The sequence below is a fragment of the Actinoplanes sp. NPDC051343 genome, assembly GCF_044455125.1.
Classification (GTDB): domain Bacteria; phylum Actinomycetota; class Actinomycetes; order Mycobacteriales; family Micromonosporaceae; genus Actinoplanes.
Window position 1 is genome coordinate 163,876 of sequence record NZ_JBITEL010000006.1, and the last position, 24,283, is coordinate 188,158.

General features: G+C 69.7%; 18 protein-coding genes and 1 tRNA gene. 13 read left to right on the forward strand and 6 right to left on the reverse strand.

The window, feature by feature from the left end:
* Positions 1-43: 43 nt before the first annotated feature.
* Together ACIA5C_RS20965 and ACIA5C_RS20970 are read left to right on the forward strand one after the other, a co-directional pair.
* Complete coding sequence (locus ACIA5C_RS20965; RefSeq protein ID WP_396056955.1) at positions 44-505, forward strand: hypothetical protein; 462 nt, start codon at positions 44-46, stop codon at positions 503-505.
* Positions 489-1,610 carry a tyrosine-type recombinase/integrase gene (locus tag ACIA5C_RS20970; protein ID WP_396056957.1) on the forward strand — a complete coding sequence of 374 codons (1,122 nt, stop codon included), beginning with the start codon at positions 489-491 and terminating at the stop codon, positions 1,608-1,610. The genes ACIA5C_RS20965 and ACIA5C_RS20970 overlap by 17 nt, the downstream gene beginning before the upstream one ends.
* A gap of 15 nt (positions 1,611-1,625) precedes the next feature.
* Here the strand turns inward: ACIA5C_RS20970 and ACIA5C_RS20975 are convergent, their stop codons facing one another.
* The 3 genes from ACIA5C_RS20975 to ACIA5C_RS20985 all read right to left on the reverse strand — a co-directional run bounded on the left by ACIA5C_RS20975 (position 1,626) and on the right by ACIA5C_RS20985 (position 3,344).
* Positions 1,626-2,663, reverse strand: coding sequence for a site-specific integrase (locus ACIA5C_RS20975; protein WP_364106237.1), 1,038 nt, complete (start codon positions 2,661-2,663; stop codon positions 1,626-1,628).
* The gene (locus ACIA5C_RS20980) at positions 2,660-3,181 is read right to left on the reverse strand and encodes a hypothetical protein (RefSeq protein ID WP_396056959.1); all 522 of its coding nucleotides are present in this window, start codon (positions 3,179-3,181) and stop codon (positions 2,660-2,662) included. The genes ACIA5C_RS20975 and ACIA5C_RS20980 overlap by 4 nt, the downstream gene beginning before the upstream one ends.
* A gap of 78 nt (positions 3,182-3,259) precedes the next feature.
* A tRNA-Leu gene (locus tag ACIA5C_RS20985) sits at positions 3,260-3,344 on the reverse strand.
* A 177-nt stretch (positions 3,345-3,521) separates the two neighbouring features.
* On the opposite strand from ACIA5C_RS20985, the gene ACIA5C_RS20990 reads away from it, so the two are divergent.
* The 5 genes from ACIA5C_RS20990 to ACIA5C_RS21010 all read left to right on the forward strand — a co-directional run bounded on the left by ACIA5C_RS20990 (position 3,522) and on the right by ACIA5C_RS21010 (position 12,598).
* The gene (locus ACIA5C_RS20990; protein ID WP_396056961.1) at positions 3,522-4,904 is read left to right on the forward strand and encodes a tetratricopeptide repeat protein; all 1,383 of its coding nucleotides are present in this window, start codon (positions 3,522-3,524) and stop codon (positions 4,902-4,904) included.
* 202 nt (positions 4,905-5,106) lie between these two features.
* Complete coding sequence (locus ACIA5C_RS20995; RefSeq protein WP_396057678.1) at positions 5,107-7,698, forward strand: fibronectin type III domain-containing protein; 2,592 nt, start codon at positions 5,107-5,109, stop codon at positions 7,696-7,698.
* A 46-nt stretch (positions 7,699-7,744) separates the two neighbouring features.
* Positions 7,745-8,701 (forward strand): AAA family ATPase, encoded by a 957-nt coding sequence (locus tag ACIA5C_RS21000; protein ID WP_396057680.1) that lies wholly within the window; start codon positions 7,745-7,747, stop codon positions 8,699-8,701.
* 415 nt (positions 8,702-9,116) lie between these two features.
* On the forward strand, positions 9,117-10,220 hold the full coding sequence (locus ACIA5C_RS21005; RefSeq protein ID WP_396056963.1) for a DUF58 domain-containing protein: 1,104 nt from the start codon (positions 9,117-9,119) through the stop codon (positions 10,218-10,220).
* A complete protein-coding gene (locus ACIA5C_RS21010) occupies positions 10,214-12,598 on the forward strand; it encodes a DUF3488 and transglutaminase-like domain-containing protein (RefSeq protein ID WP_396056966.1) in 2,385 nt (794 codons plus the stop codon). Before ACIA5C_RS21005 ends, ACIA5C_RS21010 begins: the two co-directional genes overlap by 7 nt.
* Positions 12,599-12,630: 32 nt before the next feature.
* Here ACIA5C_RS21010 and ACIA5C_RS21015 read toward each other — a convergent pair whose 3' ends face one another.
* On the reverse strand, positions 12,631-13,827 hold the full coding sequence (locus ACIA5C_RS21015) for an ROK family protein (protein WP_396057682.1): 1,197 nt from the start codon (positions 13,825-13,827) through the stop codon (positions 12,631-12,633).
* A 399-nt stretch (positions 13,828-14,226) separates the two neighbouring features.
* On the opposite strand from ACIA5C_RS21015, the gene ACIA5C_RS21020 reads away from it, so the two are divergent.
* The 5 genes from ACIA5C_RS21020 to ACIA5C_RS21040 are packed head-to-tail and all read left to right on the forward strand — an operon-like array spanning position 14,227 to position 19,737.
* Complete coding sequence (locus tag ACIA5C_RS21020; protein WP_396056968.1) at positions 14,227-15,597, forward strand: extracellular solute-binding protein; 1,371 nt, start codon at positions 14,227-14,229, stop codon at positions 15,595-15,597.
* A 50-nt stretch (positions 15,598-15,647) separates the two neighbouring features.
* A complete protein-coding gene (locus tag ACIA5C_RS21025) occupies positions 15,648-16,547 on the forward strand; it encodes a carbohydrate ABC transporter permease (protein WP_396056970.1) in 900 nt (299 codons plus the stop codon).
* Positions 16,544-17,425, forward strand: coding sequence for a carbohydrate ABC transporter permease (locus ACIA5C_RS21030; RefSeq protein WP_396056972.1), 882 nt, complete (start codon positions 16,544-16,546; stop codon positions 17,423-17,425). Before ACIA5C_RS21025 ends, ACIA5C_RS21030 begins: the two co-directional genes overlap by 4 nt.
* 4 nt (positions 17,426-17,429) lie before the next feature.
* Complete coding sequence (locus ACIA5C_RS21035; RefSeq protein WP_396056974.1) at positions 17,430-18,743, forward strand: 6-phospho-beta-glucosidase; 1,314 nt, start codon at positions 17,430-17,432, stop codon at positions 18,741-18,743.
* Complete coding sequence (locus ACIA5C_RS21040) at positions 18,736-19,737, forward strand: N-acetylglucosamine kinase (RefSeq protein WP_396056976.1); 1,002 nt, start codon at positions 18,736-18,738, stop codon at positions 19,735-19,737. Before ACIA5C_RS21035 ends, ACIA5C_RS21040 begins: the two co-directional genes overlap by 8 nt.
* Positions 19,738-19,786: 49 nt before the next feature.
* Here the strand turns inward: ACIA5C_RS21040 and ACIA5C_RS21045 are convergent, their stop codons facing one another.
* Together ACIA5C_RS21045 and ACIA5C_RS21050 are read right to left on the reverse strand one after the other, a co-directional pair.
* Entirely contained in the window at positions 19,787-20,812 is a 1,026-nt protein-coding gene (locus tag ACIA5C_RS21045) for a glycosyl hydrolase family 18 protein (RefSeq protein WP_396056978.1), read from the reverse strand.
* Positions 20,813-21,154: 342 nt separating this feature from the next.
* Positions 21,155-22,099 (reverse strand): phosphotransferase family protein, encoded by a 945-nt coding sequence (locus ACIA5C_RS21050; RefSeq protein WP_396056980.1) that lies wholly within the window; start codon positions 22,097-22,099, stop codon positions 21,155-21,157.
* Positions 22,100-22,782: 683 nt separating this feature from the next.
* Between ACIA5C_RS21050 and ACIA5C_RS21055 the strand changes: the two genes are divergently transcribed.
* Entirely contained in the window at positions 22,783-24,180 is a 1,398-nt protein-coding gene (locus tag ACIA5C_RS21055; RefSeq protein ID WP_396057684.1) for an endo-1,4-beta-xylanase, read from the forward strand.
* The last annotated feature ends 103 nt before the right edge of the window (positions 24,181-24,283 follow it).

Below are 24,283 nucleotides of genomic sequence, written 5' to 3' on the forward strand. Positions count from 1 at the left end.
TCCGGACTCTCAGCCGAGTTTCTGCACCGAGCGGAGCAAGGATATGACCGGCAACCAGACCGGCGCCGGGCGCATTCAACAAGACATGGCAGTGGCGATGCGCCGCCCGGGACTTCCGATGCCCACGCTGCCCCGCCGCAACCGCGACGCCAACGTCCACTACACATTGACCAGAGTGGGCCACAACGGACGACTCGCCGACCGATCCTTGATCAGGGAGCTGGGCTGGCCCGCAAGACAACACATCGCGATCGAGGCTTCAGCCGACACGATCACTGCACGAGCAGCACCAAACGGCAACAGCGCGATCACCAAAGACGGGTTTCTGCTGCTTCCTGCGTTGACTCGTCATCGATGCGATGTCCACAACCGAGAACAGGTGCTCGTCGCCGCCTACCGCTTGCCAGAACTATTAGTCATCTGGACGATGCCGGCGGTCGATGGCATGGTGGCGAGTCGCCTGCGCGAACACCTGGCCGGGATCAGCGATGCCCTCGCCGGCTGACCCGGAGTTGGACGCCGCGCGCCTCCTTCTCGCCCGGCTCGGGCTACGGCCTGAACAGCTACTCGAAGGCGCCCCACCGGCAGAACCGATCCCCACGTTCGACGAATACATCGACCGGGTCGTGGAAGCGGTCAGCGACGGAACCCGACACGCCTACGACACCTACTGGAACAAGATTCGCGCCACCTGGGGACGACGACGGCTGGACGAACCCACCGCCACTGAGATCAACGCCCTCGCCCAACACGTCAAGGACGACGCGGTCGTCCGAAGCAACTCCCGCGGCGGCCGTAGCGCAGCCGAACACCTCATCTCCGCTATGCGCTGCCTCTACAAACACGCCGAAGCCGACCGGCTCATCACCCCGGCCAACAACCCCGCGATCCGCGTCGCCAAGCCACGGCGCCTCGCCAGTAACCGCCACAGCCTGCCCGACCACCAACTCGCCGCGATCTTCCAGACCGCCACCACGACCGGTAATGACCCAGACCTCGACGGACTGGTCCTGCGCCTGCACCTCGAGACGGCCTGCCGCCGTGCGGGCGCGCTCGCGCTCACCCAGGCCGACCTTGATCCTGAGCAGTGTCTGATCCACCTGCACGAGAAGGGCGAAACCGACCGCTGGCAGCCCGTCTCACCGACCCTGATGCGGGCCCTGCGCGAACACTTCACCCAACGCGGCGGACGGCACCCGCACGACAAAATCCTGCGATACCGCCGAGGTCGTCCCATCACCAGCCGACGCTACGACTACCTGTGGCAACGCCTCGGTAAACACCTTCCCTGGGTCGCCGTGCAGCAGATCAGCACCCACTGGCTGCGGCACACGACCCTGACCTGGGTGGAACGACGCTTCGGATACGCCGTCGCCCGCGCCTACGCCGGCCACGAAGACGGCCGCAGCATCGGCACCACCGCCACCTACGTCCGCGCCCAGCTCTACGAGGTAGCCCTCGCCCTGGCCGCCCTCACCGGCGAATCGCACCCGCTGGCACTGTCCGCGATGACGGGCTCACCGGACACCCTCACGTACTGGCGCCATCAGGAAATGGCCGGACCGCAGCTCCCCGCGGGAAACTTCGGCCCAGCCGTCACGAACGCCTGAAACGCACGACCCGCGCTACGACCCGGCGGCACACAGCGGATGCGGCTCACCCGTCAACGCAGACAGCGCCGCCGCCAGCTCGGTCATGCTCGCCTTCGTGTAGACGGCGATCGTCCCCACGTCACCGCCGCCGCTCTCCGAATGCCCCGCGTACGCCCGTGCCACCGCAGCACCGAAGTTTCGTTCCACCCACGTCAACGTGGTGTGCCGCAGCCAGTGGGTGCTGATCTGCTGCACCGCCACCCACGTCAGCGCCAGACCGATCCGCACCCATAGATGGTCGTACCGCCGGTACGTGATCGGGCCGCGCCCGCGCCGATACCGCAGCAACTGACCATCCGACGCGGCCCCGCGCTCCACCGCATGCGACACCAGGTGCGACATCAGAGTTGGCGAAACGGGCTGCCACCGAAACGTGCCGCCCTTCTCCCGCAGCATGATCAAGCACTGCTCGACGTCCAAATCCATCGGCCGCAAACCCAGCGCGCCGCCACGGCGGCACGCCGTCTCGATGTGCAGCCGGATGATCAGGCCGTCCAGCGCCGGGTCGTCACCGCCGCCGACCGCCACTTCGTTGATCTCCGCCAGACGAGCGTCCGGTAGCGCCCGCCGTGTACTCACCAGACGCTTCGGCTTCGCCACCTTCAACGCCGGGTTCTCCGCCTCGCTCAGATACCCGTCCGCCTCCGCCCGCCGATACAGGCACCGCAGCGCCGAAATCGCGTTCTCCGCGGCGCTGCGCCCGCCGCGCGAGTTTCGGCGCTGCACGGCATCGGCCTTGATGTCGGCCACGAGGCTGCGCACATCGGACGCATTCACCTGATCGATGCCCCGCGACCCCCACCGCGCCACGACCCGATCGAAATACGTTCCGTAACAGCGCAAAGTCCCGGTGCTGATCGAAGCGCGCACGATGGGCACGTACTCCGCGAACGTCGGTGCTGCTGGCCGGGGCGGCCCGGCCTCCAGCAGATCGCTCGGCGAGATACCCATTCGTTCCAGCAGCAGCCGAGCCGCCTCGAGCCCTGCCGAATCGAGCGATGCTCTATTCATCGGCTCTCACCCTCAAGGGCCTCGGCGTAGACGCGCTCCACGACCTCGTCCAGCGCCGCGGGAGCGTGAACGACCAGCAGGCCACCGTCGGGATAGGCCGCGAGCAACAGCCGGTCACCGGTGTGGAGCCGGCAGAAGTTCCGGGCCGCGGCGGGCAGATGAAAACGTCCCAGCTTGTCGAGCCCGAACAGCCCGTGCTCGTCGGCGGCGACCAGAATCAGATTCGCACTCTGGCGAATGTCGAGCCGGACATCGGCAACCCAGCCGAGCGCACCGAAGACCTTGTTATCGGCGAGCCGGCCGTTGTGGCCCAACGTCGTCAGCCCGTAGACCGCGGTGCCTTTACGCCTTTCCGTCAGCTTGATCAACGGGAGCGGCGGCCGCCGCATCGGCGCCGCCGGAGCCTGCCAGCGAGCTGCCTCTGCCTTGCCAGGCGGTATCAGCGAGGGGATGACGGCGGCGGAGAGGGCGTCAGCCACGGCAACCACCGCCAGACCCGGCTGACCGGTTTTGACCATGCGGTAGATACTCAAAAGGCGGGTTCAAGGATGCTTGAACCCGCCTACGTCGGATAGTGCATGAGTGCACCAGGATTGTGTCCGGAGGGGGACTTGAACCCCCACGCCCGATAAAGGGCACTAGCACCTCAAGCTAGCGCGTCTGCCATTCCGCCACCCGGACCTGCATCGACCCATACCTGCTCCGACCTCGAAAAGTACACTCGCGATCGGCGCCCCAGCGGGCCGCACAGGAGAGAACTGTACACGGCCCCCGGCGGCCCCCGCAGGGAGGGTCGGCCATAGACATTTGTCGCATAACGTTGGGCTGGCCTGGCGCGGGGAGGGTGTAGCGGGCAGCATGGCGGTCGTGTCGGAAGCGTCCCCTCTTGGCCCGGCCCGGCGGCGGGCTCAGGAGCTTGCTGCGTCAGGTGATCTTGTCGGGGCCCGTGAGCTCCTGGAGAAGGCGGTTGAGCTTGGCCGGGTCAACCTGGCCGAGGACGATCCGGACGTGCTGCTGACCGGTTGTCACCTTGGCCGGATCTATCAGCGGCTCGACGATTACCCGTCGGCGCGCCGCGTCCTGGAGGAAGCCTACGCGGCGGGGCAGTGGCGGCTCGGGGATCACGATCCGCTGATGGTGGAGATCTCGCACGACATCGGGGTGGTGGCTGAGGAGCTCGGCAACCGCCACGAGGCGCGCAAGGCGTTCACCCGGGTTGCGGAGTACGGGCCGGCGGCGCTGGGTGCCAACCACGAGGCGGTCGGCCGGGCGCAGGCCTATCTGGGGCATGCGCCTGAATCCGTACGCCCGCAAGCGTCCCCGACCGCAAACCCGGCAGTCCCGGGGGTTTCACCACCGAATCTCACGCTGGTCACACCGGTTCCGTCCGTGCCTCCGTTTCCCGAGCCGGGGCTGGTCGAGCCTCCGCCTGCCGCCGCGCCGGTGTGGACGCCGCCGCCGCGTCGCTCGCCGGACGGCGTTGACGAGCCGACCGTTTTTCAGCCGACGATCACACCTCGTGGTGACGACCGACAGGCCGCCGCCCCGTCGACACCGCCCGGGGCGGCCGCGGCTCAGCGGTTCGGTGCTTCCGGCGCTGGGACTGAACGGGGCATGCCCCGGCTGCCGGCCCAGCGCGGGCCCGATCAGGCGGTGTGGGTGCCGTCCGGCCAATCGCACGGGCCTGGTGCGGGGCAGCCGGCTCCTTTCGCGCCGGCGGGTCAAGGGCTGGGTCTGGCGCCGTCGCCGGCAATGCCGATGACTACCGGTGGTGCTTCTGTCGGCGGCGACGTCGCGTACAAGAAGAGGGGCGTGAGTGTCTTCGCGGCGATCGCCGCGGGTCTTGCGTCGGTGATCGCTGTGGCCGCGTTGGTCTTTGTTCTTGCCGGCCGTGGTGATGACAACAGCAACGCAACTGCTTCAGATGTGCCAACTCTGGCCGGGAAGCCGCCGGCCGGTGTGCAGCTGCGTGACCGTGGTGCCGAGATCGAGATCACCTGGAAGGATCCGACGTCCGGGACCGTCTCCTTCATGATCGTGATGGCGCATCCGGGCGAGGAGCTGAAGCCGATGGCAACGCTCGGACCTGGGAAGACCTCCTATCGTGCGGGCGGATTGAGCACGCAGCTCAACTACTGTTTCGCGGTGGTCGCCGTCTACAAGGCGAACCAGTTCGCGACGTCTCCGCAAAGTTGTACCAGCCGTCCGAGCGCCGATCCGGGTTCGTCCACAGGCAAGTAGTTGATCACGCTGGGTGTCCTTCTTCATCCACAGGCGTGACTTCCGGGTATCGATGGCTGCGAGCGGCCCCCTATGATGGCCTGCGTCCCTGAGGAGGGCACGCGGCCGGACGGGGAGGTTATCGGCAGTGACCAGCGCAGATGGCGTGGACGTGGCGGCTTCAGCCAGGCGCAGGTGGCTGAGTAAGGGCTATCTGGTGACCATGGGCACGGTGCTGGCCTTGACGGCCGGCCTGGGGCTCACGGTGCTCGGGCTGGGGTCGGCCGATCAGGCGGTGGCCAGCTACGACGCGGCCTCGTGGGTGTGGAGCGAGGCGAAGAGCGAGGTCGCCCGGATCAACGGCATCACGGCCAAGGTGGACACCCGGGTCAACGTGCCGAAGGCCAACGGGCACGCGGTGACGATCGCGCAGAACGACCGGTTCGTGATCCTGCGCGACCAGACGACCGGCGCGATCGGCACGATGGACCTGAGCACGCTGCAGGAGCAGTGGAATCAGAGTCAGACGGCGGGTGCGGGGCTCGGTGTGCGGGTGGCGCTCGACGAGCATTCGGCGTTCGTGATCGACACGGTGCAGGGGCAGGTGCAGCAGATCGATCCGGCGACGCTCGGGCCGATCGGGCAGGCGCTGCATTTCACGCCGGGCATTGCCGGTGGCACGTTCGATGGCACGGGCCGGCTGTGGATCGCGTCGCCGAGCGAGGGCACGGTCACGGCGATCACGCCGCTCGCCACGCCGTCGGGGCCGACGGGTGGGCAGGCCGCGGCGTCGCCGAGGGCGAGCCAGCTGAAGACGACGACCGTCGCGACGCCCAGCCATGATCTGGTGCTTTCGACGATGCGCGACGGTGTTGCGGTGCTCGACCGCACGACCAACCAGCTGACCACGATCCGCAGCGACATCCGCAAGGACGTGACGCTGCCGCTGAGCGGGCCGGGCGAGCTGTCCGACAAGGTCGACGGCGAGCAGGTGCCGGTGACGGTCAGCGACTCGCGGCACGTCTATGTGGTCAACGACAAGACCGGCGGGCGGACCGATTTCTCGGTCCCCGGCGACGGTACGGGTCTGGAACCGGCCGTGGCCTGGCAGGGCTTCTTCTACGTGGCCGACTCGGCGAGCGGTGCGGTGCACGTGTTCGACTCGGCGGGTCAGGAGCAGAAGGGCTTCGGGTTCAAGAACCCGGGCGGCCCGCTCGAGATGGAGGTCCGCGAGGGCTACCTGTTCATCAACGCGCCCAACTCCTCGACCGCGCGCGTGGTCGACGACGCCCACACGGTGCGCGTGGTCGACAAGTACGCCGACGACATCCTCGGTGGAGACCCGCCGAAGACCCCGCCGACGCCGCCGCCCCCGCCGCGTAAGCCGAGCAAGCCGTTGGTGAGCAAGCCGGGCCCGCCGCGCAACGTGCGCGCGGCGGCCGGGAACGCGTCGGCCACGGTGAGCTGGCAGGCGGCGGCCGCGAACGGCGCGCCCATCCAGCGGTACGTGGTGCAGGGTGCCGGCAAGACGTTCCAGGTCGGGGCCGACCAGCGGTCGCTTGCCGTGACCGGTCTGACGAACGGTGAGACCTACCAGTTCGCGGTGCACGCGGTGAACAGGAAGGGCGACGGCCCGGCCAGGACCAGCAACTCGGTGCGGCCGACCTCCGAGGTACCCGACGCGCCGGCCGCGGTGACCGCCGAGGCCAAGCCGGACGGCACGGTGGACGTCAGCTGGCCCGAGGCCAACGGCCAGGGGCTGGCGATCAGCCGTTACACGGTCACGGCGATCTCCGAGGGCGGCAGCGCGCCGATCGGCGACAGCACCAAGACGTCGCTGAGCGTCGCCGCCGGCCAGCTGGAGTACGGCAAGCAGTACGCGTTCACGGTCACCGCGGTCAACGAGCACGGCGCCGGGTCCAAGGCGTCGCCGGTGTCGGCCAGCGTGGTGCCGTTCACGACGCCCGGCAAGCCGCTCAACCTCGACGCGAGCACCGACGGCTCGCAGTCCGGCGCGGTCAAGGTGGCCTGGCAGGCGCCGACCGACAACGGGCGGCCGATCACGAAGTACGTGGTGGCGGCCGGTGGCAAGTCGGTCGACGTGACCGGCGGGACGAGCACGACGCTGACCGGGCTCAAGGCCGGTGCGAGCGTGCCGGTCGAGGTGCGGGCGGTCAACGAGGCCGGCCCGGGCGAGGTGGCCACGGCGACGGCCGCCACGGTGGCCGCACCGCGGATCACCGTGACCGGCACGAGCACGGACTGGAACGCGGTCACGGTGTCGCTGAGCGTGGACAAGGGCGGCGCGTCGAGCGCCAGCTGCAAGCTGACCGCGTCGGGCGGGGGCGGGTCGGATTCGGGCAGCTGTTCCAGCCTGAAGTCCGGCTCGCTGAAGCAGGGCACGTCGTACACGTTCACGGTCTCGGCGACCAATGTGGCCGGCACGACCTCGGTCAAGGCGAGCGCGCAAACCCCGCTCCTGTTCGGCAAAGCGGCCTGCGATGACAAGGACACGACCGACCCCGCAACCAGTACCTACTGCGACAAGGACAAGCCGGACGCCCGCAACGGCGACGAGATCTTCAGCGTCGCCGAGCAGGACAACGACAAGCAGGTGGGCTGGGCCAAGCCGGGGCGGGAGCTCCAGGCGTACTGCAAGAAGTCGGGCACCGAGATCGACTCGTACATCTACAACGACCACAAGAAGAGCACCTGGTGGATCCAGGTCAAATACAGCGGGAAGAACTACATCCCGTGGGCGTGGCTCAACTTCGACGACGACGCGGCGACGCTGGGCGCGCTGCCGACCTGCTGAGGACGCCGTGACCACCCACGAACCGATACCACCGAACCACGTCCAGATGTTCGCCCAGCTGGCCGGGCAGCTCGCCGACCGGATCGGCTCCGTCGTGCTCGGCAAGCCCGACGTGGTGCGGCTGGCGCTGACCGCGCTGTTCGCCCAGGGGCACGTGCTGCTGGAAGACGTGCCCGGCGTCGGCAAGACCACGCTGGCCCGGGCGCTGGCGGCGTCGGTCCGCGGGCAGTGGCGGCGCATCCAGTTCACGCCCGACCTGCTGCCCTCCGACGTCTCCGGTGTGACGATCTTCAACCAGGCGAGCCGCGGGTTCGAGTTTCACCCCGGGCCGGTGTTCGCCAACATCGTGATCGCCGACGAGATCAACCGGGCGTCGCCGAAGACCCAGTCGGCGCTGCTCGAGGTGATGGAGGAACGGCGGGTCACGGTCGACGGCGTGCCGCACCCGGTGCCGCAGCCGTTCCTCGTGGTGGCGACGCAGAACCCGGTCGAGATGGACGGCACCTACCGGCTGCCCGAGGCGCAGCTCGACCGGTTCCTGGTCAAACTGTCGGTCGGCTACCCCTCCGAGGAGGTCGAGGTCGAGGTGCTCCGAGGGGCGGCGATGCGCTCCCCGGACGCGATGGAACCGGTCACCGACACGGCCACGATCGGCGAGATGGTCAAGATGGCGATGCGGGTCCACATTGCGGAGCCGCTTTACACGTACGCGGTACGCCTCGCCGCGGCCACCCGCAACCATCCGCAGGTGCGGGTCGGGGTGAGCCCCCGCGGTGTGATCGCGCTGACCCGGGCGGCGTGTGCGTTCGCGCTGATCAACGGGCGCGGGTACGTGCTGCCGGAAGACCTGAAGTCGCTGCTCGCGCCGGTGTTCGCACACCGGGTCCTGCTGTCGGCCGACGCACAGCTGCGTGGCGTCACCGCGGCCGAGGTGCTCGACGACGCGATCCGCCAGGTGCCGGTGCCGCTGCCCGACGGGCAGCGCGTCGCGGCCGGGGCGTGACCACGGCGAGCGGCGCTGCGGGCCGCCCCGCCGATGAGCCGCCGCTGCCGGCCGGCAGCGCTCCGCCGACCGGCAGCGGCCCGGCTCTGAGCGGCCCGGCTCTGAGCGGCATCTCGCAAACGCGCGGTGCGCGTACTCGGCGGGGCAGGGCGCGGTGACCGGAAACGGCGAGGAATTGACCTCGGCAGCGAGCCAAAACGCGTCGGCCGACTCGGCTGCGGGCTCGCCGGTGCGCGACGCGCCACACGGCAACGACGGCGTGGCTGGGGTGGCCGGCGGGGACGGCGACGGACCGGCTGCGAGCGCGAGCGTGTCGGCTGTGGGCGCGGACGAGCCGGTCGGTGCGGGAGCGCGGCTGGTGGCGGCTCGGATTCGGGTGCCTCGGCGGGGGATCACGGCGCGGGGGGTCGGGGTCGTGGTCGCCGCTGTTGTGTTGCTCTGGGGCGGGTTCGCGTTCGGGTATCCCGACCTGGCTCTGCTCGGGGCGGCCGCGGCCGTTGCGGTCGTCTGTGCGGTGCTGTTCGCGTTCTGGCGGCCCACGCTCGGCGTCGACCGCGTCGCCGACCCGGACCGGGTTGCGCGCGGGGAACCGGCCGCGATGACGCTTACCGTGCACAACACCAGCCGGGTGCGGGCGGCCAACCTCGTCGCCACCGATCGGTGCGGGCCCGACGCCGTTGCGGTGCCGCTGCTGCGGCTGCGGCCGGGGAAGGACACCACCGCGACCTATCCGGTGCCGACCACGCGGCGCGGGGTCGTGGCGGTCGGGCCGTTGCGGGTCACGCGCGGCGATCCGCTCGGGTTGGTGACGCTGGCGCGGACGTACGGACAGACCGCCGCGGTCTGGGTGCATCCGCGGATTCACCTGCTGCGGGCGGTTCCGGCGGGGATGGCGCGCAGCCTCGACGGGCGGATCGACAAGGTGCCGCAAGGGACGATCACCTTTGATTCGCTGCGGGAGTACGTGGTCGGCGACGAGTTGCGGCGGGTGCACTGGCGCAGCTCGGCCAAGGTCGGCGAGCTGATGGTGCGCGAGCAACTGGACACCGCGGAGCCGACTATCGTGGTGCTGCTCGACGACCGGGCGGTCGCCCACCCGGAGGTCCAGGACGGGACGGCGGAGTCGTTCGAGGTGGCCTGCGAGGCGGCGGCTTCCGTGGTCGCGGCCGCGGCGCGGGAGGACGTGCCGGTCAGCCTGCACCTGGTGTCGACCGTGGAGGCCGGGCCCTACCTGGACGTTCTCACCGAGGCCTCGCTGCTCGACGGTGACCTCACGCGGACGCTGCGGCGGATGCGTACCCAGCGGCTCGGCGACACGCTGGTCTTCCTCACCGGGCCGGGCGGGCGGAAGGACCTGGGGGAGGTCAGTGCGCTGCGCGGGCCCTACCCGGTGGTGATGGCGGCCCTGTTCGGCGACCGCGACTCGGCCCCGGTGTCCGGTGGGGACGGCCTCATCGTCATCGAGGCGGACACCGGCCAGGACTTCGCGGCGGCCTGGGACGGGGTGCGCGGATGGTGAGGTGGGTGCGGCCGGCCGTCGTTGCGGTCGCGCTTGCCGGGATGATTGCGCTCAGCGGGGTGGCGCTCGGGCGGATCTTTGCCGGGCCGCTGCTGGCCGAGCTCGTGGCGGGGGCGGCGATCGGGTCGGTCGGGATCGGGGTGGCGGCACGAAGGCTGCCGCCGTCGGCGGTCGCTCCGCTGTCGGTTGCGGTGCTCAGCGCGTACGGGATCTTGGCCTTGTGGATCTCGGCGCAGCGCGCCGACGCTAGCGGGACGCTCGCTCACATTGCGCGGGATTCGCTGGTCAACGGGATTCCGCGGCTGCTCACCGCGATGATTCCGGTCGAACCTACGCCCGACACGGTGATCGTGCCGGTGATCGCGGCCTGGCTGGCGGGGCTGGCCGGCACCGAGATCGCGGTGCGGGCGGGGCGGGTGCTGTTCGGGATCGCGCCGGCTGCGGTGCTCTACGTTGCGGCGCTCTATGTGGTTGGTCCCAACGCGGGGGCGGCCGGCCGGCCGACGTTGACGTTCGCCGGGCTGGCGGTCGCTGCCCTCGCGGTCAGCGCCCGACCGGCTGACGCCGGTGCGTTGCGCGAGGTCTCGGCGAAGACGCGCGCCGCCGTACGCGGGAGAGCCCTCGCCGGCGCAGCGGCCGGCCTCGTCGTGGTCTTCGGCCTTGTCGTCGCCGTCGGGCCCTGGATCGGCGCGCAGGTCGCGGCCGAGCCGGTCGATCCGCGGCAGTACGTGCAACCGCCGCAGGTGGACAGCCTGGACGAGAGCCCGCTCAACCGGATCTCCGGCTGGGCGCTCAGCCCGGACCAGCAGCTGCTGTCGGTCGGGGCGGTGACGCCGCCGCTCAAGGCGAAAAAGGTGCGGCTGCGGCTCGCGGTGATGCCCGACTACGACGGCGTGACCTGGAAAGTGGGCGCGACATATCGCAATGCCGGGCGGGTGCTCCCGGAGGAGCCGCGCCTGGCCGGCGCGGACATTACCGACGTACGCGAGAGCATAACGGTCCAGGGCCTCACGGGTCGGCTGCTGCCCGTGGTGCCGACGCCGAACGCGGTGCAGGGGGCGCGGGTCGCGTTCGACCAGGCCACCGGCACCCTGATCCGGCCCGAGGGGCTGACCGCGGCGCTGCACTACACGGTCACGTCGGTGGTGCAGACGCCCGACCTCAACGGACTGCCGGGTGCTTCGACGCCGAGCGGGCCATCGGTGGCCCGCTACCTGGTGGTCGGTCCGAACGTGCCGGACGAGATCCAGAAGCTCGCCGACCAGATGGAGGACGGCAACGGGGCGCCCTACGACCGGGCGTCGGCGATCGAGGACTTCCTGTCCTCGCACTATCGCAAAGTGGCGGACGCGCCGAGCGGGCACGCGTACCCGAATTTGCAGTTCTTCCTGTTCGGGCCGCGCGGTCAAGGAGGTCAGCGGGGGACGTCGGAGCAGTTCGCGGCGTCGTTCGCGCTGCTCGCCCGGTTGGACGGGCTGCCGTCGCGGGTAGCGGTCGGATTCGACGCGCCGTCGGCGGGTGGTGAAGTGACCGCCGCCGACGCGATCGCCTGGCCCGAAGTGTTGTTCGACGATCTGGGGTGGGTGGCGTTCGACCCGATGCCGAAGTCGAACGACCCACGGCCGGTCGAGGAGGATTTCACGCCGAAGCCGCCGCCCCCGTCCGACCCGTCGACGCCACCGGCCGACGCGCCTTCCGAGTCCGCATCGGTGGCTCCGTCGGCGCTTGCGGCCGCCCATGGGGGAGGGCCGTCGGGGGTTGTCGTCGGTTCCGCCGCCTCGGGGGCGGTGCTGGTGCTGCTGGCCGGGGCGGGCGGGGTTGTCGTGTTGATGCGCCGGTCGTTGCGACGGCGACGGCTCTCCTCCGGCTCGATGGATGCGCGCATCGAAGGCGCGTGGCTGGAGTTCACGGACGCGTTGCGGCTGGCCGGGCGGCCGGTGCCGCCGCATCTGGCGGCGACCGAGGCCGCAGCCTTTGCGGCTTCACCGCTCCCGCCGCGGCGAGGGGTGTTGCGTCGTGCTGCCCCGGCGGCGGCCCCCTTCGCGCCGGCGGGCCCCTTCGCGCCGGCGGGCACGGTCGCGCCGGCGGGCACGGTCGCGCCGGCGGGCGCGGTGGCGCCGACGGCGGCGGTAGTGCCGGCGGGCGCGGTTGCGACGTTGGAACGGCCGGCGGACGCGTCGTTGCCTCCGTTGGACGAGTTGGTGGCCGGGATCAACACGGTCGGGTTCGCGCCGGGCGCTGCCGACGGCGGTCAGGCCGAGCGGGCGGGTGAGCAGGTCGTCGCCTACGCGTACGCCCTGCGGGAGCAGCTTCCGTGGTGGCGTCGCGTGTGGTGGTCCGTCAACCCAGGACCGCTGCGCTGGCACCGGCGCCGCTGACGGTCCAGGGGCTGCGGCTTCCGCCGTGACCTCTACCCGGTCGGGCGCGACGAGCCGGCTGGGCGGGCGGTGTCGGCGAAAATGGTGTCGCGGAGGGCGGACAGCGCGACCCGACAGGAGCCGGTCAGTACGGGCTGATCGACCACGAGGCCGAGCCTGGTCGGCACCGGTCGCAAACCGAGCTCGGCGACGTGGTGGGCGACGCGGCTCCGCAGGTGCTCGCCGCCGGCCTGCAGGAGGGGTCCGGCGAGGATGACGACTTCGGGATCGATGACCGCGATGATCGCGGTGAGGCCGGTCGCATAGCGGGCGGCCAGCGCGTCCAGGAACTCTTCGGTGCCACGGCCGCCGGTCAGCGCCGCTTGCACCATTTTGACGACGTCGGTGCCGTGCAGACCCAGTGAGCGGCCGAGCTCGCGGATCGCCACCGCGCTGCAGGAGCGGTCGAAGCCGCCGGCGCTCTTACGGCCGGACGGCGGGCGCAAGGGTTGCCCCGGAACCGGTATGTAGCCGACCTCGCCGGCGCTGCCGGTGGCGCCGCGATGCAGGCGGCCGTCGATGAGGACGGCGGCACCGATGCCCCGGCCGGACCACAGCAGTACCGAGGTCATGGTGCCGGTGGAGGCACCCGTGGCGTACTCGGCCAGGGCGACCAGGTTGACGTCGTTCTCGATCTCGACGCCGGTGCCCAGGGCTGTGGAGAGCCGGTCGCGGATGTCGGGGCCCTGCCAGCCGGGCAGGTGTTTCGCGTGCCGGAGCGCCTTCGCCGTCGGGTCGTAGCCGGCCTGCACCCCGACCACCGCGCTGCCGACCTGGTCGCGCGACAGTCCCGAGGCGGCGAGCAGCTCGTCGTACGCGTGGGTGACGTGGACGACGGCGTCCCGCTCGCCTGGTTTGCCGGCCACCTGCACCTGGCTCACGACCGCGCCGGACAGGTCGACCGCCGCCGCCCGGATGACGCCTGGTTCGACGTCGAACCCGACGGCGTAACCGGCGGACGGATTGATCTCGTAGAGCTCGGCCGCGCGGCCCGGCGTTCCGAGGGTCGACAGTCCGACGGACATCACCAGCCCGGCCCGTTCCAGCCGGGTGAGCGTCTGCGAGGCGGTCGGCTTGGACAGCCCGGTCAGTGCGCCGAGCTCGGTGCGGGACAGCCGTCCGTGCTCCAGCAGCAGCCGCAGCGCCGAGCCGTCGTTGATCGCCCGCATCGCCTGTGGCGTGCCCCGCATCGTCACCGGCCGCTCCACTCCTGTTATCCCCCTCCGAGACGGTCAGCTTTGCTCGCCACGCGTAGGCGACGGCGGTGATCCAAGGCTATACGCGCCACCGGCGACCCCATTGCCGCCGGGCGGGAGTTTTGTGCCTGACCTGGAACGAGGGGCCCAGACAATGAGGGGCCCAGACAATGAGGGGCCCAGACAATGAGGGGCCCACACAATGAGGGGCCCAGACAATGAGGGGCCCAGACAATGAGGGGCCCGGATATGGAGTCTTGACAGGGCTGAGTTTGGAAGGAAGGCTTCCTTCCATTCAAGTCGCCGTTGAGCGCGTTTGGTGGTCCCCGGCCTTTCTACTGACCCGGCCTGATCGGCGATCTGACCCTGTTTCGCGTACCTCAGGAGGGGATTATGATGCCGTTCCCGCGCCGCCTTCGGCCGGCTTCCGTCGCCCTGGCCGCCGCCGTCCTGCTGACCGCCGCGGCCTGCACCAGCACCGGCGGTTCCTCGGCCGCCTCCGGCCCGGCCGTAGCCATCAAACCCGGCGACAGCCACCCCGCGACCACCGTGACGGTGTGGTCGTTCACGCATCTGCCGAACGAGGTCAAAGCCTTCCAGGCCGCCGCGGACCGGCTGCACACCCGCTACTCGTGGTTGACCGTCAAACTCGTGCAGAACAAGGACGACGCCGACTTCACCAAGGCCGTCGCCGCCGGCGCGCCCCCCGACGTCTTCATCTCGAGCTCTCCGGACAGCGTCGCCAAGTTCTGCCAGAACAAGACCGTCGCCGACATGAAGCCCTACCTGGGTGCGGCCGGCATCGACCTGGCCAAGACGTTCCCGGTCGGCGACTACCAGTACATGCAATACCAGGGTCAACAGTGCGCGTTGCCGCTGCTCACCGACGCGTTCGGGCTCTATTACAACAAGGCGATGTTCCGCGCGGCGGGCATCAGCACCCCGCCGAAGACGCTCGACGAGCTGCGGGCCGACGCCGAGAAGCTGACGATCAGGAACGCGGACGGCAGCGTCAAGCAGTGGGGCTTCGTGCCGGCCGAGGCCTACAACGTCAACAACACCCTGTACGAGGGCAACCTCACCGGCTCGTCGTTCTACGACAGCAACGGCAAGACCACCATCGCCTCCGACCCGAACTGGGGCAAGCTGCTGACCTGGGCCCAGCGCCTGGACGCCTACTACGGCCAGGACCAGGTCAAGCGGTTCGTCGCCCAGTACCAGCCGCACTCCGACGACGCGTCGAACCCGTTCACCGCCGGCAAGGTGGCGATGGAGGTCGACGGCGAGTGGCACATCGGCGAGCTCGCGGACAACGCCCCGAAGCTCGACTACGGCATCGTCCCGGTGCCCAAGCTGGCCGGCAGCAACGCCTCGCCGGGGGCAGGGGAGACCGCCGGCACGGTGATGTACCTGCCGACGAGGGCCGCCCACCAGCAGGAGGCCGCGTTCACGATCGCCAACATGGCGACCGACACGGAGTTCCTGACCGACCTGGCCACGGAGGTGTCCAACGTGCCGTCGACGTTCGCGTCGCTGGCGGCCTGGAAGAACGCCGGTGACCCGCACTGGGCGACGATGATCGCCATCAACAAGGATCCCGGCTCGGGTTACACGCCGCTGACTCCGGCCAGCGCGGAGGTCGGCACCACCTGGGGTACGGCCATCCAGTCCTTCGACCAGTCCTCCGGTACGCCGGACCCCACGGCGATGCTCGCGACGACGGCCGGCAAGGTCGACCAGCTGAACGCGGCGGCCAAGAACTGATGACGGCGACGGCCGCAAGGCGCTCGGCGTCCACAACCAGGTGGACGACCGTGGTTCTGTTCTGCTCGCCCTTCATCGTCGGGGTGGTGCTGTTCCTGGGGTACCCGGTCGGCGCGGCGCTGTACTACTCGCTGACCGACTACCAGGCCGGCTCTCTGCTGACTCCGAAGTTCGTCGGGTTCGCCAATTACGTGCAGGCGCTCGTGCACGCCGACGACTTCTGGGTCGGGGTGCGGAACACGCTGTGGATGGTGCTGATCATGGTGCCGCTGCGGACGGTCTGGGCGATCTTCGTGGCGTGGGCGATCAACCGGGTCAAGCGCGGCGCCCGTGCCTACCGCACGATCATGTATCTGCCGTCGATGGTGCCGGTCGTCGGCGTCGCACTTTCCTTCATCGTCGTGCTCAACCCGGCCGGTCCGCTCAACACCGTGCTCTCGTGGGTCGGCGTCCGCGGGCCGAGCTGGCTCGGCGACCCGGCGTGGACCAAACCGAGCCTGGTGCTGATGGCGCTCTGGGTGGCCGGCGACGTCATCGTCATCGTCGGTGCGGCCATGCTCGATGTACCGGCCGACCTGTACGAGGCGGCCGAGCTGGACGGAGCCGGCGGCTGGAGGCGGTTCTGGCACGTCACGCTGCCGGGCATCTCGCCGGTGATCTACTTCTCGCTGATCACCGGGATGATCTACACCTTCCAGTACTTCACCGAGGCGTTCGTCGTCTCCGGCGCCACCTCCAACGGCGGGACCTCGAGCAACCAGGTCCTCGGCTACCCGCACCAGTCCCTGCTGTTCTATTCGACCGAGATCTATCAGCAGGGCTTCTCGTACTTCAAGACCGGGTACGCCTCGGCGCTGGCGTGGATGCTGTTCGCCGTCATCCTGGTCGTGACCGCCGTCTTCATCCGGGTCTCGCGACGCTGGGTGTCGTACGGCGGAGGTGGCCGATGAGTACGCTCACCGCTCCCGCCACGGTCGACGCGCCGGCGGTGCAGGCGCGCGCGGGACGCCGTACGCTGCACGTCGTCGCCGAGCACGCCCCGGCGATCGCTCTGGCCGTGGTGTTCGTGGCCCCGCTGGTCATCAGCGTGCTGACGGCGTTCATGACGCAACGCCAGGCCGGCACCGGATCACTGTTCCCGCACCCGTGGCGGTGGAACAACTTCGGCGCCGTCTTCGACGCGATGCCGTTCCTGCACGACCTTTACAACACCGTGCTGTACGCGGTGCTGTCGGCGGTCGGGACCGTGCTCTCGTCGGTGCCCGTGGCGTACGCCCTGAGCCGTCTGCGCTGGCGCGGGCGCGAGGTGGTGTTCCTGCTCGTGCTGGCCACCATGATGATCCCGGCGCAGGTCACCAGCCTGCCGCTGTACGTGCTCTATGCGAACCTGCACTGGATCGGCAGCCTGAAGCCCCTGATCGTCCCGTCGTTCTTCGGCGACGCGTTCAGCATCTTCCTGCTGCGCCAGTTCTTCATGACGCTGCCGTCGGAGATGATCGAAGCCGCGCGGATCGACGGCGCGAACGACTGGCGCATCCTGCTCCGGGTCGTCGTCCCGGTCGCGAAACCGGCCCTCGCCGCGGTCGGTCTCTTCGCGTTCCTGTACGCCTGGAACGACTTCTACAACCCTCTGCTCTACACCGGCAACAGCACCACCGGGCAGACCCTGGCGGTGGCACTGTCGCAACTGGCCAAGTCCGGCCACCAGGGCGCGTACCAGCTTCAGATGGCCGCCTCGTTGATGTTCCTCGCGCCCGTACTGGTCATCTTCTTTCTCGCCCAGCGGGTCTTCGTCGAGGGCATCACCACCACCGGAGTCAAAGGATGAACCTGTGAAAATCACCGTCGTCGGCGGCGGCAGCACCTACACGCCCGAACTCATCGAGGGCTTCGCCGCCCGCGCCCGCGCCGGGACGCTGGCGATCGACGAGCTCGTCCTGCATGACGTCGACGCCGACCGGCTCGCCGTCGTCGCGGCCCTCGCGCAGCGCATCCTCGACCGCACCGGGTTTCCCGGACGCCTCGTGCGCTCCACCGACCTCGACGACGCCGTCCGCGGCGCCGCCGCGGTGCTGATTCAGCTGCGGGTCGGCGGCCAGGCCGCCCGCCTGACCGACGAGACCATACCCAACCGGTACGGGCTGCTCGGCCAGGAGACCACCGGTGCGGGCGGATTCGCCAAGGCGCTGCGTACCGTGCCGGTCGTCCTCGACATCGCCGACCGGGTACGCGCCCTGGCCGAGCCGGGAGCGTGGATAGTCGACTTCACCAACCCGGTCGGGATCGTCACCCGCGCCCTGCAGCACGCCGGGCACCGCGCCCTCGGCCTGTGCAACGTCGGCATCGGGTTCCAGCGCCGCTTCGCGCAGACCTTCGGTGTCGAGGCCGACCGGGTGCGCCTGGGCCACGCCGGCCTGAACCACCTGTCGTGGATCCGGTCGGTCACCGTCGACGGCGTCGATCGGCTGCCGGAGATCCTCGACGGGCCGCTGCTGGACGATCTCGCCGGTCGCACGGGTTCCCCCTCGCTGCTGCGCGCGCTACGGGCGATCCCCTCGTACTACCTGCACTATTTCTGGGACACCGCCCACGAGCTCGCCGCCCAGCAGAGCGGCGAGCACCGCGCGGCCGCGGTGCAGGCAATCGAGGCGGAGCTGCTGGCCATGTACGCGGACCCGGCGTTGGACCACAAGCCGGAACTGCTCGAAAGCCGGGGCGGCGCCTACTACAGCGAAGCCGCGGCGGCCCTGGTCACCAGCCTGCTGACGGGCGACGGCGCGCACCATTACGTCAACGTCCGTAACGACGGCACCATCGCGGGACTGCCCGGCGACGCCGTGGTCGAGGTGGGCGCGACAGTCGACGCCCAGGGGGCTCACCCGCTGCCCGTCCCGCCCCTGCCCCCCGAGATGCTCGGACTGGTCCAGGCCGTGACCGCGTACGAGATCCTCGCCGTGCAGGCGGCGACGACCGGTGACCGTACGGTGGCGGCCCGCGCGCTGCTGGCCAATCCACTCGTGCGGGAATGGGATCTCGTCGAGCCGCTGCTGGACGAGCTGCTCGAGGTCAACCGGCGGTTCCTGCCCGCCTTCTTCCCGTCCGCCGGCTTCCCGTCCGCCGCAAAGCCCGAGCCGATTCGTGGCTGAAAAACTGATCGTCGGCGCGGACGGCGGCAACTCGAAGACCGACCTCGTGCTCGCCGACACCTCGGGCCGCGTCTGGGCGCGCGTACGCGGCGCCGGCACCCGCCCGCAGCAGGACGGCATGGCCGCCACCGTCACCGGGCTGGCCGCCCTGCTCGGCACCGCACGGTCGCGGGCGGCCGAGGCCGGCCTGCGCTCGGACGCACCGATCGGCGTGGGCACCTTCTACCTCGCCAACGTCGACACCGAGCCGGTCGAGGCGCTCATGCACAAGGAACTGGCCGAGCTCGGCGTGGCCGAACGCCTCGTGGTCCGCAACGACACCTTCGCGGTGCTCGGGGCGGGCCGGGCGGGCCGGGGAGGCGTCGGGGTGGTCGGCGGCGCGGGGATCAACGCGGTCGGCGTGCATCCCGACGGCCGTGTCGCGCGGTTCCTGGCCCTGGGCACGCACTCCGGCGACTGGGGCGGCGGCCGGTCCCTCGGCATGGCGGCGCTCGGGGCGGCGATTCGCGCCGGCGACGGCCGCGGCCCGGCCACCTCGCTGCGCGAGGCCGTGGCGGCGCATTTCGGCCGCGACTCGCCCGAGGAGGTGGCGATCGCCGTCGACGAACACGACCTGACGTGGCGGGAGATCATCACTCTCACGCCGGTGCTCTATGCGGTGGCGGAAGCGGGCGACGCGGTCGCGTGCTCCATTCTGGACCGGATGGCGGACGAGGTCGCGATCATGGCCGGTGCGCTTCTGACCCGCCTCGGCCTCATCCACGCCGCGGTGCCCGTCGTGCTGGGGGGAGGCGCACTGCAGAACGCCCCGGAACGCCTCATCCACCGCGTACGGGAAAAGCTTGCCGAATCCGCGCCGCGGACGCACGTCGTCGTGCTCGACGCCCCACCCGTCGTCGGACCGGTCGTCGACGCCCTCGCGCTGGCCGGTGCCGCACCGGAGGCGGCCGAGCACGCTCGAGCCCAGTTGATCGCGGGGCTGCCCCCGGCGTAGAGCGCCTCCGCCCCGGCCGTTCCAGCCGAGGCGGAGGCTACTTTCCAGGTCAGGAATGGGTGATCGGGTCCGACAGACCGAGATCCCACACGGCCAGGCCGTGCACACCACGGCCGGTGACGAGCGATTGCCGGTCGGCCAGGGATTTCGCGTCGGCCCACCACATGACCGACCCGTCCGTCAGAGTGGCGTGCCACTCGTGCGCCGAGGTGTCCCAGACCGCTTTGGACCCGGCCAGGGAACGGGCCTGTGCGTCCGAGACCTGGTCGACGTGGCCGCTGCTCCAGTCCTTGTACCACCGGTACCCGTAGCCGGCCTCACCGAGGATCACCTTGCCGTTGTTGCCGTTCATGTGGCCGAGAACGAGGTCGAGGCCGGTGGTCTGCCAGGACAGGGCGCCGATCGGACCGGGACCGGAGTCACCGAAGCCGTGCTCGTCGTACGCCATCAGGACGAGGCGGTCGACGGCTTGCCCGAGCGCGGACAGGTTGTACCCGTTGTCCTGGAATTCCTGCTCGCTGGTGAAGCAGGTGACGGCGATGCTCACCGCCTTTCCCGGAATTGCGTTCTTCAGCGCCTTGATGAAGGCGAGCAGTCCCGAGGTGTCGCGCACCTGCAACGATTCCAGGTCGACGCCCACCCCGTCCCAGCCCTGCGAGTTCACCGCGCTCTTCAGCGTGTTGACGACCGCGTTGATGTTGGTGGTCGAGGCGAGCATCTTGTGGGCCGCGGGCTCGTCGAAATCACCGAGCGACTCCGAGAAGTTGCCGATCAGGACCTCGGCCTTCTTGCCCTGCGAGTGAGCGGCGGCCAACTGTGCGGTCGCGTCCGAGTCCGGGCGGCCGACGCTCGTTCCGTTCGAGGAGATGTTCACACCGTCGACGCCGACCTGTTCGAGCGCGGCCGCGCTGGCCGCTATGAGGGACGTCGCGTCTCCCTCTTCCTGATAGGCCAGTACGGGGGAGGACACCGCGGCGTCGGCCGGGGGTGCGGCCAGTCCGAAGGCGATGACCAGGGTGCCGACGGCGGTCAGCGTTCCCGCCTTCACGGTCTTGGAACTGATGCGTTTGGACATGACTTTCCTCATCTTTCGCGCTTGCGTGCGCTGAACCGGTGAGGTCGTCATGGGGGCGCCCGGCTGTTTGCCGGCCGGGCTCCGGTTGCCTCGAGCGACCCGCAGGAATCATCGTCGGCAAGCAGGGGAGACATTGACGCAGGCCGGTCCGGGCGCGGTCCCGGCCTTTCATCCCGGGTTGGTTGCGCGAGCTGATGTCGCCGTTGGGTCGGAAGCCTGGATGGCGCCGCCTGAATGGAAGCCAGCCTGTTTGGAAGGAAGCCTTCCTTCCGAACCCATCCATGTCAAGACTGGACCGATCTATGTCAAGACTGGACTCACCTATGTCAAGGCTGCCCGCGGTTATCCGAGGCGCTGTAGCGCTGTCTCGATAGCGACCTCGACCCGGGAAGTCATGCCGGGCACATCGACGGGACGGCGCCCGGCGACCTGACCACGGATCCACTTCGGCCCGTTATCGTCATAGTGCAGCAGGGCATACAGGTCCCACCACGGATCGAGAGTGACCCCGGCGATCGACTCATAGAGCGACCGAAGCTGCTCCGACCACTCGGGCGAGTAGAGCGCCGCCAGGTATCGCCGGCAGTGCCCGACGTCAATCGCGCGCGACCCCCGATGGATGGAGTTCCAGTCGGTCAGTCCGGTGATCCTCCCGCGCGACCACAGCAGGTTGACCGGCAGGAGGTCGCAGTGCAGAAAGACGGCACTGTCCTTCGGCGGCGGCGCCGCCATGACAGCGAACGCCGCCTTCCACACGGCCGGCTTCGGTGCGTCGACCGGCACCCGGAACCCGTCCGGAGAAGCGATCCAGGAATCGGTCCAAGGTCTGAACATCTTCGCGGGGAGATCGAGTGAATGCAGCAATACGGCAATCTCCGCGATCCTCGTCATCCACGAGCGGGGTTCCGCCGGATTGAGGTCGACATGCCCCGGCAACCGTGTCATCAGCAACGACGGCGCGCCCCCCGTCGAAGCACCAGCAACATCAGCAGCCAGGACGCCCGGAACCGGGAGCCCGCTTCCCGCCACCACACCAAGGTTGGCGATCTCCTTCTCCAGGCTCCCCTGCAGGTCGAGCCCGCCCGGGTACTGCCGCAGTACGACGAACGTTCGCGTTCCACGTCGCTCGACAGTCAGCCGATTGACGGCGGAGCAGACGCCACCGGTCAATCGGCGACAGCCAACGACGCGACTGCCCCGACCCATCGACGCCGCCACCCAGGCGAGAGTCTCGACGGAGGGCCGACGCTGCCGGAACCCGCTATCCCTCCAGTCGCCGTCGGTCATGAGCGCGAGCCTATTCGTCAGGGGCCTGCGGAAATAGGGCTTTCTGACCCGCCGGAGGCAGTGGCCCGGCTGCCGGACGGCCGTTCGCGATGGAGCAGGCGGGTGAAGTGGACATCAGGTATGACAAAAGGCGGGCTCAGGTGCCCGCGAGGGAGCCGCCGATGCCGCCGACGCTGAAGTACCGGTTCGGGGCGGTGAAGACGCCTCTGCCCGCCGCACGCGTAGCGGCGTGGTCGTTCGGCGCTCTTTTGTCATTCCGGCCGGAAGTTTCGGAGAGTGTCCTTCGCTTAGCGGGACTATCCGGCCAAGGCCTCGGCGGGTTTGCGAGACTCTCACGCCTGGCGTATGTCGAACGGCCTGGTAGAGGCTCTGCTGTCGGGCAGCGCCACCGTTGATACCTCTCGGAAGTTTTCCGGAAGTATTGTCTCGACAGTTGCTGCCGTGTCAGCATGACGGAACATTGAAACCCGTCGTTCTTCGGTTCGGGTCGACTCCCCTCGCCCACGGCGGCCGCGATCCACCGCGCGTGCCGTGTGCGACGGCCGGGACGCAGAACCCATGAAGGAGGCTTTGTGGAAGCCAGTTCTCCGGTCGACTCCGCCGGCTCCCAGCGGAGAAGATCCTTGCGCCGCCGTTCGCTGATCGGCGGGACCGTCGCCGCCGTCGCGGCAGTCGGCGTCGTGATGGTGATGCCCAATGCGAACGCCGCGGCGGGCAGCCTGGGCGCGGCCGCCGCGCAGTCCGGCCGGTACTTCGGAACGGCGATCGCGGCCGGCCGGCTGGGTGACTCGACGTACACCACGATCGCCGGGCGTGAGTTCAATATGGTGACGCCCGAGAACGAGATGAAGCCGGACGCTACCGAACCCCAGCGGGGCCAGTTCAACTTCAGTGCCGGCGATCAGGTCTACAACTGGGCCACCCAGCACGGCATGAAGGTCCGCGGCCACACCCTCGCCTGGCACTCGCAGCAGCCGGGCTGGATGCAGAGCCTCAGCGGCAGCAGCCTGCGCCAGGCGATGATCGACCACATCAACGGCGTGATGTCGCACTACAAGGGCAAACTCGCCTACTGGGACGTCGTCAACGAGGCGTACAACGAGGACGGCAGCCGGCGCCAGTCCAACCTGCAAGGGACCGGTAACGACTGGATCGAGGTGGCGTTCCGCACGGCCCGCGCCGCCGACCCGTCGGTCAAGCTCTGCTACAACGACTACAACATCGAGAACTGGTCGTACGCCAAGACGCAGGGCGTCTACAACATGATCAAGGACTTCAAGTCCCGCGGCGTGCCGATCGACTGCGTGGGCCTGCAGACCCACTTCACCGGCGGCAGCTCACTGCCGGGCAACTTCCAGACCACCCTGTCCAGCTTCGCCGCCCTCGGCGTCGACGTTGCCCTGACCGAGGTCGACGTCACCAACGCGTCGACCTCGCAGTACGCCGGACTGACCCAGGCCTGCGTCAACGTGCCCCGGTGCGTCGGCATCACCGTCTGGGGCGTACGTGACAGCGACTCGTGGCGTTCCAGTGAGAGCCCGCTGCTGTTCGACGGCAGCGGCAACAAGAAGGCCGCGTACACCTCGGTGCTCAACGCCCTCAACGCGGCCGGGCCGACGACCTCACCGACCGGGGGCGGCCCCACCACCACGCCACCGACGACCACGCCACCGACCACCACACCACCCACCACGCCACCGGCGGGTTCGGGTAACCGGATCGTCGGCGCCCAGTCGGGCCGGTGCATCGACGTGCCGAACGCGTCGCAGAGCAACGGCACGCGGGTCCAGCTCCACGACTGCAACGGCCAGACCAACCAGGCCTGGACGCTCACGTCGAGCAAGCAGCTCACCGTGTACGGCAGCATGTGCCTGGACGCCGCCGGATCCGGCAACAGCTCGGCCGTGCAGATCTACAGCTGCAACGGCCAGGCCAACCAGCAGTGGAACGTCAACTCCAACGGAACGATCACCGGCGTACAGTCCGGACGCTGCCTCGACGTCTGGGGCACCGGCAACGGCCAGCAGGTCCAGATCTACGACTGCAGCGGACAGGCCAACCAGCGATTCAGCCTGAACTGACACCGACGATCTGATCGCGGCGGGGGGGGGGGGGGCCCCCCCCCCCCCCCCGGGCCGCCCCCCCCCCCCCCCCCCGCCCCCCAAAACCCGAGGTGGGTGTGTG